10 protein-coding genes and 1 pseudogene are annotated in these 13,281 nt (G+C 71.0%); 3 read left to right on the plus strand and 8 right to left on the minus strand.

Features of this window, described 5'->3' with window-relative positions; genetic code table 11:
- Nucleotides 1-6 precede the first annotated feature (6 nt).
- Nucleotides 7-765 (minus strand): annotated as a pseudogene (locus tag ACFWGZ_RS16475) (EamA family transporter); the annotation flags it as partial.
- Nucleotides 766-838: 73 nt separating this feature from the next.
- Here ACFWGZ_RS16475 and ACFWGZ_RS16480 point away from each other — a divergent pair.
- Nucleotides 839-1,732: a LysR family transcriptional regulator gene (locus ACFWGZ_RS16480; protein ID WP_382452345.1), complete on the plus strand. Its 894-nt coding sequence runs from the start codon at nt 839-841 to the stop codon at nt 1,730-1,732.
- 11 nt (nt 1,733-1,743) lie between these two features.
- On the opposite strand, the gene ACFWGZ_RS16485 is transcribed toward ACFWGZ_RS16480, so the two are convergent.
- The 5 genes from ACFWGZ_RS16485 to ACFWGZ_RS16505 form a co-directional block, all read right to left on the minus strand.
- On the minus strand, nt 1,744-2,358 hold the full coding sequence (locus ACFWGZ_RS16485; protein ID WP_382452346.1) for a hypothetical protein: 615 nt from the start codon (nt 2,356-2,358) through the stop codon (nt 1,744-1,746).
- Between the two features lie 2 nt (nt 2,359-2,360).
- Nucleotides 2,361-6,323 (minus strand): hypothetical protein, encoded by a 3,963-nt coding sequence (locus tag ACFWGZ_RS16490; RefSeq protein WP_382452347.1) that lies wholly within the window; start codon nt 6,321-6,323, stop codon nt 2,361-2,363.
- A 72-nt stretch (nt 6,324-6,395) separates the two neighbouring features.
- Entirely contained in the window at nt 6,396-7,487 is a 1,092-nt protein-coding gene (locus ACFWGZ_RS16495) for a winged helix DNA-binding domain-containing protein (RefSeq protein ID WP_382452348.1), read from the minus strand.
- Nucleotides 7,484-8,587 (minus strand): epoxide hydrolase family protein, encoded by a 1,104-nt coding sequence (locus ACFWGZ_RS16500; protein WP_382452349.1) that lies wholly within the window; start codon nt 8,585-8,587, stop codon nt 7,484-7,486. Before ACFWGZ_RS16500 ends, ACFWGZ_RS16495 begins: the two co-directional genes overlap by 4 nt.
- A 43-nt stretch (nt 8,588-8,630) precedes the next feature.
- Nucleotides 8,631-9,302, minus strand: a complete 672-nt coding sequence (locus ACFWGZ_RS16505) for a FadR/GntR family transcriptional regulator (RefSeq protein WP_382452350.1) — start codon at nt 9,300-9,302, stop codon at nt 8,631-8,633.
- A 201-nt stretch (nt 9,303-9,503) separates the two neighbouring features.
- On the opposite strand from ACFWGZ_RS16505, the gene ACFWGZ_RS16510 reads away from it, so the two are divergent.
- Nucleotides 9,504-10,598 carry an MFS transporter gene (locus tag ACFWGZ_RS16510; RefSeq protein ID WP_382452351.1) on the plus strand — a complete coding sequence of 365 codons (1,095 nt, stop codon included), beginning with the start codon at nt 9,504-9,506 and terminating at the stop codon, nt 10,596-10,598.
- Between the two features lie 68 nt (nt 10,599-10,666).
- Nucleotides 10,667-11,071: a VOC family protein gene (locus ACFWGZ_RS16515; RefSeq protein WP_382452352.1), complete on the plus strand. Its 405-nt coding sequence runs from the start codon at nt 10,667-10,669 to the stop codon at nt 11,069-11,071.
- On the opposite strand, the gene ACFWGZ_RS16520 is transcribed toward ACFWGZ_RS16515, so the two are convergent.
- On the minus strand, nt 11,058-11,495 hold the full coding sequence (locus tag ACFWGZ_RS16520; protein WP_382452353.1) for a hypothetical protein: 438 nt from the start codon (nt 11,493-11,495) through the stop codon (nt 11,058-11,060). The genes ACFWGZ_RS16515 and ACFWGZ_RS16520 overlap by 14 nt on opposite strands.
- 64 nt (nt 11,496-11,559) lie before the next feature.
- Nucleotides 11,560-12,933, minus strand: coding sequence for a mycothione reductase (locus tag ACFWGZ_RS16525; RefSeq protein ID WP_382452354.1), 1,374 nt, complete (start codon nt 12,931-12,933; stop codon nt 11,560-11,562).
- Nucleotides 12,934-13,281: the final 348 nt, after the last annotated feature.

Genomic DNA, 13,281 nt, shown 5'->3' on the forward strand with positions numbered 1-13,281 from the left:
CTCGCCGAGGAACGCCCACGCGGAGAACATCCCGAACACCGGCACCAGCAGTGAGAACGGCGCCACGACCGACGACTCGTAGCGGCGCAGCAGGAACCCCCAGACGCCGAACCCGAGCAGTGTCGAGACCCAGGCGACGTACCCGATGGCCCCGATCCCGGCCCAGTCGAGGTGGCCCAGCGCCGACATGTCTTCGGTCAGCGCCGAGAGCGCGAAGAGCGGCAGCACCGCCACGGCGCTCACCCACACCATGAACCGCAGCGTGTCCGCGGGCCGCGCGTAGCGCATCAGCACGTTCGACACGCCCCAGCACGCCGCGGCCACGATCACCAGCAGGAACCCGAGCAGCGGCGACGACAGCCCGTAGTCCCAGGCGATGAGCCCGATGCCGGCGACGGCCAGCGCGATCCCGCCGACCTGCACGGGCTTCGGCCGCTCGCGCAGCACGACGGCGGCGAACACCGCCGTGAAGATCACCTGGCTCTGCAGCACCAGGCTCGACAACCCGGCCGGCATGCCGGCGCTCAGGCCGATGAACAGGAAGCTGAACTTCGCGACGCCCAGCACCAGCCCGACCGCGACGACCCACTTCCACGCGACCGACGGCCGTCCCACGAAGAAGATCGCGGGCACCGCCGCGGCGAGGAACCGCAGCGCGGAGAACAGGATCGGCGGGAACTCGTCGAGGCCCACCTTGAGCACGACGAAGTTGACGCCCCAGATGGCGGCGACGAGCACGGCGAGCAGGACGTGACGGGAACTCATGGCGTCCAGCCTGAGCGGACGGACTGTTTAGCACCAGTTCCGATTGCTAAGTACATGGGTTTAGCATTGCTACATGCTCGATCTGGGAAGGCTGAAGGCGCTGCACGCCGTCGCCACGTACGGCACGGTCGGCGCCGCGGCCGACGTGCTCGGCTACACGCCGTCCGCTGTCTCGCAGCAGATCACCAAGCTCGAACGCGAGACCCGCACCACGCTGCTGGAACGCAGCGGCCGGGGCGTCCGGCTCACCGACGCCGCGCGCCTGCTCGCCGAGACCGCGGGCCAGGTGCTCAAGCTCGTCGAGGAGGCCGAGGTCGCGCTGGAGGAACAGCGCGGCGCCGCGATCGGCCGGCTGTGCCTCGGCGCGTTCGCCACGGCGTCCCGCGGCCTGCTGCCCGGCGTCCTCGCGGCCCTGGCCGAGCAGCACCCGGCCCTCGACGTGCGGCTCACGGAGATCGACCCGCCCTACGCCACCGAGGCCGTCGCCCGCGGCGAGCTCGACCTGGCGATCGTGCACGACTGGGCGAACACGCCCCTGCCGGTGCCGGAGTCGCTGTCGCGGGTGTTCATCGGCGACGACGTCGCCGAGGTGCTGATCCCGGTCACGAACCCGTTGTCGCGCAAGGAGGTCCTCGAACCCGTCGACCTGGCCGCCGAGCGGTGGGTCTGCCAGACCGAGGGCTCGATCTGCTTCGACTGGCTCGAGCGGACGTTCCACGGCGCGGGCATCGAACCGGTGGTGGCGTACCGGATCAGCGAGTACCACACGCAGATGGCGTTGCTGGCCAAGGGGATCGGGGTCGCGCTGATCCCGCGGCTCGGCAGGGGGGAGGTGCCGGAGGGTGTCGTGGCGGTGCCGCTGCGGCCCACGCCCACCCGGCGGCTGTACGCGGTGTGGCGCACGCAGGCGTCGCGCCGGCCCGCGATCACGGCGACCCTGGAGGTCATCCGGCAGGTGGCGGGCTAGCGCCTGTCCCGCTAGGTCTCGTCCGCGACAGCCGGGGCCGAGACCCCGCGGGCCGAGCCCTGGAACCCGAGTCCGGCCCGGTCTTCGGGTCGCACGTACGCCTCGAGGCGCCGCAGCACGCCGCCGAGCACGGGTTCGCCGATCCACGACGGCAGCGCCGCGACGGCGCGGGCGTAGGTCTGCGAGTGGTCGAGCAGGTACCGCGCGAGGTACTCCGCGCCCTGCTCCGCGGCTCCCGGCCGCACGCCCCGGCCGGCGATGTAGGAGATCACGTCCCCGACGTCCGCCCCGGCCGGCCGTCCGTCGTGGCGCAGGTGCAGCACGACCTGGAGGGCGGCGGCGCCGTCCGGGTGCCGCAGCACCGCTTCCGTCCACCGGCGGACCACCTCGGGCGGCGACAGCGGCGGTGCCAGCGGCCGGTAGTTCCCGAGCACCCAGACGTAGTCCATGACCACGTCGGCCGGGGCGCCGTCCCGGAACGCGTCGAGCACCTCCGGTCCGGGCGCGGCGACCGGCTGCAGCGGGGACAGCAGGTCGCGGAGCCTGGTCAGCCCGTCGGCCACCTGCTCCGGGTCACCCGACTCCATCGCGGCCGTGAACCAGGCGTTGGTGTCGTTCCCGCTCATGGTCACCGTCCGAATCCCGGGTTCGCCTTGCGGTGGTTGTCCCACGCGACCCATCCCGCTCGCAACTTGTCCCTGCGCTGCGTCGCGCGGGCGATCACCTGGTCGATCCTGCCGTGGACGCTGCGGGGCAGGGCCGCCTTCTGCCGCTGGAGGTCGCGGATGATGCTGTCGAGGTTGGTCGCGTAGTCGCGGCACTTCTCGCCGTGCCACCGGCCCTCGACCGGCTCGCCCGTCCTGACCTCGTGGTGCGCGGCCCCCTCGGAGGTGCGGTCGCCGACCGTGCCGTAACCCGTCGTCTCGTCGTAGACGTTCTGGACCGCGTCGGCCAGCGTCTTCACCTGGTTGTCGGGCTTGATCTCGTTGCGCGCGTCGCCGACGGTCTTGTCCAGGGTGCTGATCTTCTGGACCAGCGTCTTGACGGCGGCGAGCTGCGTCGCGTCGGCGACCGTGCGCGACAGCGCGCCGACCGCCGTGGCGAGATCACCGCGCGCCGTGCGGATCCGCTCCACCGGAGTGGGCAGCGGGCCGGTCGCGCCCTGCGCGGGGATCACGAGCCCGGCCTGGAGGGCGGGATCGGCGAGCGCCTTGTCCGCGCGGGCGAGCGCGTCGTCGGCGTTCTTGAAGATCGTGTTCGCCTCGGCCTGGTGAGGGGCCGGTGCGCCGACGAGCGACTGCGCCTTCACCCGGATCGCCTCGTAGGTCTCCACGGCGTCGAGGAACCACTCGGCGAGGCTCTCCGTCTCGGAGTGGTCGGCCTGTTTCGTGCGCGCGATCTCGTCCAGGCGCCCGGACTTCCGCGCGTACGCGGTGTCGGTGTCGGCGAGCAACGTGTCGAGCTCGGGATGCGTACCACGGGGTCCGAGCGCGGTGACGGCCTGGTGGGCGCCTTCTCGTTCGGTACCGGCGGCGTCGCGCCGGATCTGCAGCTTGCCGAGGTCGTCCTCGTCGACCAGGGCGTCCGACTTCTCGGTCATCCGGCTGACCGTGCCGCTGACCGCCCAGTTGCGGCCCTGCTTCACCGGTTCCAGCGTCGCGAGGCCGTAGCGCAGCCGGATCGCCCCGAGCAGCGGCTTGAGCACCCGGTCGCCGACCTTCTTGCCGGCGAACCGGTTGGCGACGGCCACACCGCCGCGGACGCCGGCCTCGAGCCGTTTCTGCTTGCCCTCGGGGCTGTCGTCGCCGCCGAGGACCTTCGCCTTCGCCTTGGCGCCGAGGCCCTTGACGCCCCGGATGAGCGGGCCGGCCAGCGTCAGGCCCTTCTTGATCACCCAGTCCAGCGCCTTGGTCACCGGCTTCTGCAGGGTCTCGACGATCGACCGGATCTTCGCACCGATGCCGCCGAGGCCGATGGCGCTCGCGAGGAAGCCGATGATGAGCGGGACCATCTGGCCGAGCACGTCGTTGATCTTGTTGACGACGCCGCCCACGTTGCCGCGCACGATGTCCGCCACCGAGTCGATCACGGTGTTGACGAACTTCATGATCCGGCTGCCGTTGTTGACGAAGAACATCACGACGTCGTAGATGAGCTTGCAGGCCTTGATGAACGCCGCGGCGGGGTTGAGCAGGCCGATCAGCCAGGTGATGCCGGCGGTGATGATCTTCGTGACGACGAAGTCCTTCACCTGCGCGAGGATGGTCTCCTTGATGTCGCCGAGCTTGTCCACCAGCATCTGCCACAGGCCCGCGACGCCCTGCGACGTCAGGACCTGGAAGATCTCGACGCCCTTCTCGGCGGCGGACATGGCCTTCTCGCCGATCTGCTTCACCAGGCGGGTGCGGATGTTCGACCAGGTCAGGCCGAAGATCGACGCCAGCAGCTTGACGATGCCGCGCACGTCGAACTTCTCCGGCAGCTCGATGCCCGCCTCGGCGAGGGCCCCGAACAGCCAGCCCGTCAGGCCCTTGCGCAGGTGGTCGAGGATGTTGTCCTTGAACTTGAGGATGCCGCCCTTCACGCCGGCGATCAGGTTGCCGAGGAACTCGACGGGCGCCTTGATGATGTCGCCGACCACCCCGGCGGCGCGGGACAGCACGTCGCGGAGCATCCCGGCGAGCTCGCGGATGGTGGCGATCACGCCCTTGACGGCGTCGAGCGCGGCGTCGACGAGGCCCCTGTTCTCCGCCTGCAACGCCTCGACGCGTTCGTCGATGCCCTGCTTGGCCTCGGTGTACTTCGTGGCGAGGGTGTCGACGACCTCGTTCTGCTTGTCGTCGACGTCCTTCTCGAGCTGCTCGAACCTGTCGCCGATCTCCGCGGACGCGTCGGCGCCGACCTTCTGCAGCTCGGGGGAGAGCGTCTTCACGTACGCGGCGATCTCGGCCTTGCCCGACGCGATCCGCTGCTTCGCGCGGGAGAGGTCACCGCCCACGATGTCGGCGACGCGCGAGATCACGCCGTCCATCTGCCTGAGGTAGAGCTCGCGGCCGGCGGTGTAGAACTCGTCGACCTTGGCCGGCATGCCGAGCAGCTTGTCCTTGGCCCAGCGGTAGCCGCCGAGCCAGCCGCTGTAGCGGTCCTGCCTGTACGCACCGACCTTCGCCGCGACGAACGCCTCGAACGCCTGCTTCGCCTGCGCCTCACCGGTCGCGAACGCCGTCTCGACCTTCGCGTCGATGCCGCCGAGGATCGTCTTCACCTCGGCCTCGGTGGCGGCGAAGATGCCCTGGACCCTGGTGGTGACCTCGGCGCGCTTGGCCTCGTCCTTGCCCTTGGCGCTTCCCTTGGCCGCCACCAGCTTCGCGAGCGCGGCACCCTTCGCGCCCTGCATCCCGGCGACGCCGGCGGTGGTCTCGGCGGACGCGTCGGTCTTCGCCTGGCCGAGGACCTGCTGCTCCTGCGCGCGGAACTGGCCGGGTGCGGTCTCGGCGTGCGCGGCGGCGGCCTGCTTGGCGTCCAGCGCCTGCTGGAACTGCGGCTCGTTGGAATCGCGCAGCTGCTCGTCGGTGACGTCGCCCTGCTCCTGCGCGACCTGCTGCTTGCCCGCGGTCAGGTCGGTCCGCGCCGCGGGCACGGGCTTCGGCGCGGCGCCCGCGGCCGGGATCGCCGGTGCAGCACCGGGGTTCTCCTGCGCCATCGGCGTCACGGGCTTCGGCACGGCCTTCGACTCGTCCGGCGCGGCGTCGGTGGCCTGTTCGACGTCCCGGGCCTGGCCCTGCGTGCCCTGCGAGACCACGCCCCTGACCTCGGCGCCCACCCCGTCGGCCTTGCCCTGCGGAGAGGTCGCGTCCTGCAACGACTTCGGCGCCTTCGCCTCGATCGCGGTCTTCACGGCCGCGATGAACGCCTGCTTGTCGAACGACCCGGCCTGCTGCGCGTCCATCGCGTCGACCTTGGCCGCCTTCGCCTGCCCGGCGAGGTCGTCGCTCGGCCCCTGCGCCGCGTCCTGCGCCTCCTTGGCCTTCGCCGATGCCGGCGGGTGCGCCTTCTTGGCCACCGCGGCGCCCTTGACCTTCTCGACCACCTGCACGAACGCCGGGTCTGCCGCGGCGACGGCGGGAACGACAGGCGCCGCGGCCGGTTTCGCCGCTGTGCCACCGGTTTTGGCCGCGGGCTTCGCAGCCGCCCTGCCCAGCGGCGACTTCGCGGGCACCGGCTTCGCGGGGGGCGTGGGCTTTTTGGGCGCGACGGCGTTCGGGCCGAACCCCGTCGTCGTCACAGCGAGGGCGGACGCGGGGGGCTTCGGGCCCTCCATCGTCACCGGGACGCCCGCCGCCTGCGCCGCCCTGAGGCCCTTCTCGACCGTGTCGACGTCGGGCTCGCCGCGCCGGACCTCGGTCAGCGCCGCGTCGATGTGCGCCTCGTCGGGCTTCTTCTGCTTGGCCGCCATGAGCGCGCCCACGGCCGCGTTGCCCGCGTCGCGCTGCAGGGCGAGCAGGGCGTGCGGACTGCCGGGAGCGGCGACGGCCTTGCGCTTGCCGTCCGCGAGAGCGCTGGTGACCTCGGCTTCCCTGCGTGCGGCCATGACCTGAGCCTGACCGAGCGGTCGGGCCCGGACCACGGCCGCCAGACACCCGCATGGGCACGAAAGAGCGCCCTAAGGGGCAACGACCACGTGCGCCTTCTTCGGCGTCATCACCTTCAGCACCGCCTTGGCCTCGCGCACCACGCCGGCCATGTCCTTCTTGGTGGTCCTGGAGTACGGCTCGATCGTGAGCGTCGCGGTGTCCTTGGTCTCCACGACGTTCCACGTGCCGCGCAGGAACCCGTCGACGAGGAACGTCGGCGGGAACACGCCGTTGCGCACGGCGCCCCACCGCGACCGCGCGTCGTCGCTCATGATCCGCGTCCGGTCGGCGTGCCCCAGCAGCACGTTGTCGAACGCGGGCAGCAACCGCGCGGGCGCCCCGGTCTCCTCGGGCACGATCACGCCGTCCGGCACGTCGAGCAGGACCTTGCCGGCCTCGTTGCGGTACTCCACCAGGTCGAGGTCGGCCGCGTGCGCCTTCAGTCCGATCAACCGGGACCAGGCCTGCATGTCCGCGAGCGTCGCCGGTCCGAACGCGCGCAGGTACCGCTTGATCAGCTCACCGACCGCGGCCCGCTCCGGCAGCTCCCGGCCTAGCCACGAGGCCATCGCGACGTTCTGCGGGATGCCGCCCACACCCCAGATCCCGCGCGGCGGCACCTGGATCATCGGCACCAGCAGCTGCGCCTGCGTCGACAGCTCGCGCGCCTTCGCCCCGGGGAACTGCTCCTCCAGGTACGCGCCGATCTCCGCCACGGTCCGCGGTTCGGAGTCGATGTACTCGCGGGTGAGCCGCGCCAGCTTCTCCAGGTCGATCTCGACGCGCGTGGCCGGCGGCATGACGATCTTCGCCCACTTGTCCAGCTCCGGCTGCAGCGCCGTGCGCATCAGGTAGACGTCGTCGGCCGAGATGAGGTGCAGCGTGCCGCGCCACAACGTCATCCGCACCAGCGAACGGTCGGTGATGAGCTTGCTGAGCGCGGCGACCTCGTACGGCTTGAGCCGGGTCCAGAGCGCGAGGTAGGGCGGGACGGGTGCCTGCGCCTGCAGGCCGCCGAGGTGCTCGACGGCCTGCACGATCGGCATGTCCGACCGCTGCAGGAGCAGCTGGCGCGCCAGGAGGGTGCGGTTGAGGGTGCGGGTGGAGAGTGTCGTGGTCACAGCGATCCGAAGAACTTCCTGATGTCTTGGACCAAGAGGTCCGGCTCCTCCATCGCGGCGAAGTGCCCACCGCGGTCGAACTCCGTCCAGTGCACGATCGTCGGGATCATCTTCTCCGCGAGCGAGCGCACCGGCAGGCTGAGGTCGTGCGGGAAGACCGCGACGCCGGTCGGCACCGTGGTCGGCTGCTGCCTGCCCCAGGTCGCGGCCTGCTCCTTGTAGAGCGCGGCCGCCGAGCCCGCGGTCCGGGTGAACCAGTAGACGGACACGTTGGCCAGCATCTGGTCGCGGTCCACGGCGTCCTCGGGCACGCCGTCGTTGTCGGTCCAGTCGTGGAACCTCTCGGCGATCCACGCGAGCTGCCCGACCGGTGAGTCCGTCAGCGCGTAGGACAGCGTGCGCGGCCGGCTGCGCTGCAGGTGCATGTAGCCGGACAGCTCCTTCTGGTACAGGTCGAGCGACTCCAGCGCGCGCATCTCCTCCGGCGAGAGGTCGTTGACGCCGGACGGCCGGAACGTCTGGAGCATGTTCACGTGCACGCCGATGACCTGCTCGGGGAACACGCGGCCGATCTCCTGCGCGATGCCGGAGCCCCAGTCGCCGCCCTGCGTGCCGTAGCGGTCGTAGCCCAGGCCCTCCATGAGCTTCGCGAACGCCCACGAGATCCGCAGGACGTTCCAGCCGGGCTTCGCCACGGGCCCGGAGAAGCCGAAGCCGGGGATCGAGGGGATGACGAGGTGGAAATCCCTGGAGAGCGGCTCGACCACGTCCAGGAACTCGACGACCGAGCCCGGCCAGCCGTGGACCATCAGCAGCGGCACGGCGTCCGGGTTCTCCGACCGCACGTGCAGGAAGTGGATGCGCTGGTTGCTGATCTCGGTGGTGAACTGCGGGTGCGAGTTGAGACGGGCTTCCTGGGCGCGCCAGTCGAACCCGCCGCCCCAGTGCTCGGCGAGCGGGCGCAGGTAGCTCAGCGGGATGCCGTACGTCCAGCCGACGCCCGGCAGGTCGTCCTCCGGCCAGCGCGTGGCGGCCAGACGTGACCTGAGGTCGTCCACGTCGGCCTGCGGGATCTCGATGCGGAACGGCGTGATGTCCATGGCCCCCACGCTGTGAGCTCGTGCGGACTGCGGTGTCCGCGGTTCAGCAGAACTTCTCGATCAGCTCCTCGAAGAACCCACCCGCCTCGATCGCCGCCTTCTCCTGGTCGCCGTCGCGGACCGCGTGCAGCAGTCCGGTGTGCGACACCTGGTCGGTCCCGGGCTGGCTCGTGTCGACAGAGGCCGCCACCGAAGCTTTGACCGCCTCGGTCAAGCCGCGGTAGAGCTCCGCTAGGAGCGCGTTGTGCGAGCACTGCACGAGCAGCACGTGGAACGCGGTGTCGTGCTCGACGACCTCGGCCCACTGCTCGGCCTCCATCGCCGCGTCGCGCAGGTGCAGCAGCTCGGTCAGCCGCGCGAGCTCGGCCTCGGTGCGGTGCTTGGCGGCCAGGCGCGCGCCCTCCACCTCGAGGGTGCGGCGGACCTGGAGGACCTCCTTCAGCTCGGTCCCGCACATGCGGCGGACCGCGCCGGAGATCTCACTGGTGGCGCGGACGAACGTGCCGTCGCCCTGCCGCACCTCCAGCAGGCCGGCGTGCGAGAGCGCGCGCACGGCCTCGCGAACCGTGTTCCGGCCGACCCCGAGCGCGGTGACCAGCTCGGGTTCCGGCGGAATGCGCTGCCCGACGGGCCATTCGCCGCTGGTGATCGCCCCTCTCATCTGGTCGATCACCTGGTCGACGAGGCCTGCTCGCCGGGTAGTGGCCAACGGCACAACCTCATCCTCTCATCCGAACATCCCATGTCTGCGATAGTGGTGCGCGTGACGACGACCCAGCAGACGACCTTTGCCGCACAGACTGCCACCGATCGAGGTCGCAGGGTGACGGTCGTCGAGAATCGTCACGTTCCGCTTGTCGGGTCCACGCTGCTCGCGATCGGGGTCGCCCTCGCTGCCGCGAATCTCCGCCCTGCGGTGACCAGTCTGGCGTCGGTGCTCGGCGACGTCCGCGCCGCCCTGGGAGTTTCGGCCGCTTGGACCAGCGCGCTCACCGCCGTTCCGGCGCTCTGCTTCGGCTTCGCGGCGTTCGCGGCGCCGTGGCTCGGCCGCCGCCTCGGCATGGCCCGCGCGATCGGCCTGTCGCTGGGGGTGCTCACGCTCGGCCTGGTGCTGCGCGTGGTCGACGGTCCGTGGGTCGTGCTGGGCGGCACCTTCATCGCGTGCGCCGGCATCGCCGTGTCCAACGTGCTGATCCCGGTGGTGGTGAAGGCGTCGTTCCCCACCAAGGTCGGGCTGATCACGGGCGTCTACACGGGAACGCTGTCCGCGGGCGCCGCCCTGGCCGTCGCGCTGACGCCGCGGCTGGAGGACCACTTCGGCTCGTGGCGGCTCGCCGTCGGCGCGTGGGCGCTGCTGTCGGCCGGTGCGGTCATCGTGTGGCTCGCCGGCGCACGGCACGGTTCCGCGGCCTCGGTGGTCCGCTCGGCCGCACCCGCCGAGCAGCGCTCGTTGCTGCGCAGCCCGCTGGCGTGGGTGATCACGGCGTTCTTCGGCCTGCAGTCGCTGTTCGCCTACACCGTCATGGGCTGGCTGCCCGCGATGCTCGTCGACGGTGGCCTGGACCGCAACACCGCGGGCATGCTGGTCGCCGTCTCGATGCTGCTGGGCGTGCCGGTGAGCCTGCTGGTGCCGCCGATCGCCGCGCGGTTCGCCGGTCAGTCCCTCGTGGTGCTGGTCCTGGGCGCGCTGTCGTTCGCGGGCATGTTCGGGATGATGGTGGCGCCGGCCGCCGCACCGGGGCTGTGGGTGGTGCTGATCGGGTTCGGCATGGGCATGTTCCCGCTCGCGCTGCTGATCATGTCGCTGCGCACGAAGTCCACTTCGGACACTGCGCGGCTGTCGGCGATGGCGCAGAGCCTCGGCTACCTGATCGCCGCGTCCGGCCCGTTCGCGTTCGGCGTGCTGCGCGAGTCCACGGGCTCGTGGACGGTGTCGCTGGCGCTGCAGCTGGTCCTGCTCGCGGCGCTGACCGGGCTCGGGATGATCGCCGGGCGTCCGCGCTACGTGTAGGCCCGGCCGCCGCGAGCTGGTCAGGAATCGAGAAGCGCCGCGTTGGCGCCGGTCCTAGCGTTGCCGGCATGGACATCACCATCGACGCGACGTTCCTCCCGCACACCGACCCCGAGGCCTCGCTGGCCTTCTACCGCGACCTGCTCGGCTGGGAGGTCCGCGGCGACGTCGGCCGGGGAACGATGAGGTGGATCACCGTCGCCCCGGTCGGTTCGGGTTCCGCGGTCGTGCTGGAACCCCCTGCCCTGGCGGAAGGACTCACGGACGCGCAGCGCACCGCGATCGCCGAGATGGTCGAGAACGGGTCCTACGCCTTCATCAACCTGGCCACGCCCGATCTCGACGGCGTGTTCGAGAAGCTGCAGGCGGGTGGTGCGGACGTCGTGCAGGAACCGGCCGCGCAGCCGTGGGGTGAACGGAACTGCGTGTTCCGCGACCCGGCCGGCAACACCGTGCGGATCAAGCAGGCGTGATGTTCCCGGCCCGGTCGGGGACGAACCCGCGGTGCAGCACCGCGAGCTGGTCGGCGAGGTAGCGCGCCCACGCCCCCGCCCGGTCCCGGTCCGGTGCCGCGCCGCCGAAGCTGACGGGCCCGATGGCCCCGAGCCTGCGGACCATGCGCGTGACGTCGTGGGGAACGGGAGGCGTGCCGCGGTGGAACAACCACAGCGGCGTGCACCGCAGGGAAGCCTTGTGCCGCCGCACGAAGCGGTGCGCGTCTCGCGCGGCGGCGTCGCCGAGGATCACCGCGCCGAAGTCGAGCAGCGTCTCGGCGGCGGCGACCGGGAGCACGGAGACCCTCAGCCCGCAGCCGGCGAGCTCGGTGCCGATGGTCTCCGCGATCTCGTTCGTGGCGGCGGTTCTGGAGGTGTAGGCGACGAGGACTCTGTCAGTCATCGCTGCATCGTGCTGCGTTTCGCGGCACGGCGGCAGCGGCGGAAGACCCTGTCGTTCGGGGCCTTCAGTCCAGCGGGAGGTTCAGCAGCGCGTTCTCCACGAGCTCCGGCATGGCCGGGTGGATCCAGTACTGGCCCTGCGCCATCGTCCTCGCGTCGAGGCCGAAGCTCATCGCCTGGATCAGCGGCTGGATCACCGTCGACGCCTGCGGGCCGATGATGTGCGCGCCGATCAGCTGACCGGTGGCCGGGTCGGCGAGCAGCTTGGCGAACCCGGTCGTGTCCTCCATGGCCCAGCCGTACGCGATCGACGCGTAGGCCTGGCTGGCGGTGACGTACCGGATCCCCTGCTCCTTGGCCTGTTCCTCGGTCAGGCCGACGCTCGCGATCTGCGGGCTGGAGAACACGGCCGCCGGCACGAACCGGTGGTCGGACTTCTTCGGGCTGTCCGGGTTCAGCAGGTTGTGCTGCACGACCTTGGCCTCGTGGTTCGCGACGTGCTTGAGCTGGTGCTCGGAGCTGATGTCGCCGAGGGCCAGGACGTGCGGCTGGCTGGTCCGCTGGAACTCGTCGACCTTCACGCGGCCGTCGTCGTGCAGCTCGAGGCCGGCCTGGGCCGCGTCGAGGAGGTCGGAGTTGGGCCGGCGGCCCGTGGCGATCAGGAGCTGTTCCGCCTCAACGGTTTCCTCGCCGTGGGGACCCTCCAGGTGCAGCCGGACGCCGGTCGCGGTCTTCTCGGCGCGGGTGGTCTTGCGCTGCAGCCGGACGTCCCACTTCTGCCGGGCGAGCTCGGTGAAGCGCTCCGCGATCTCCAGGTCCTCGTGGCGCAGCAGCAGGTTCGAGCGCGCGATCACGGTGACCTCGACGCCGAAGCTGCTGAAGACGTGCGCGAACTCCGCCGCGATGAAACCGCTGCCGACGATGACGAGGCTCTTCGGCAGCTCGTCGAGGCGCATGATCGTGTCGCTGGTGTGGTAGCCGGTCGTGTCCAGGTCCGCGATGTCGGGGATGGACGGGCGGCTGCCCGCCGCGACCACGATCCGGTCCGCGGTGATGGTCTCGCCGGTGCCCGTGTCGATGGTCCTGGCGTCCAGGAACCTCGCGGTGCCCTCGTAGACCGTGACGTTCGGGTTCTCGTTGGCCCGCCAGTTGCGCCCGCCCGCGGCGATCGGGTCGATGCGGTTGAAGATGCGGTCGCGGATCTCGGGCCAGTGGACCGCGTCGGTGTGCGCGTCCACGCCCAGCTTCTTCGCGTTGGCCGGGGCTGCGGCCTGGTCCGCGGTGTGGACGAACATCTTGGTGGGGATGCAGCCCACGTTCAGGCAGGTGCCTCCGAAGGTGCCCTTTTCGAGGATGGCGATCTGCCAGCCCGCCATGGCGTCGTTCGGGATGCTGTTGCCGGAGCCGGTACCGATGATGACCAGGTCGAAGTGCCTCACGTGTGGATCCAACCATTTTGCTGGGGGTGGTGTTCCCGTGGTGGTGGTTACGTGGGGCTTACGTCGGTTTGGCTCGCGTCGGCTGGCTCGCGTCGGCTGGCTCGCGTCGTGGGCGCGTTGTTGCGTGCCCGTCCCGTTTCCTGCTCGGGGCTCCGCCCCGGACCCCGCCAGCTGATCAAAGACCGGCCAGCGCCGTTCGTGGGTTGATGGCACGCCTGTTGCGTTGGGCGGCGTTGCGTTGCGTGGGTGGTGCGGTTCGGGTGGGGTGGTCCCGTCCCGAACCGGGGCAGAGCGAGCCACACGTGAGGAGGGGTGTCAACTCGACGAAAAGCGTGTCGAGTTGACACC

The organism is Lentzea sp. NPDC060358, from assembly GCF_042725365.1.
Taxonomy (GTDB): domain Bacteria; phylum Actinomycetota; class Actinomycetes; order Mycobacteriales; family Pseudonocardiaceae; genus Lentzea.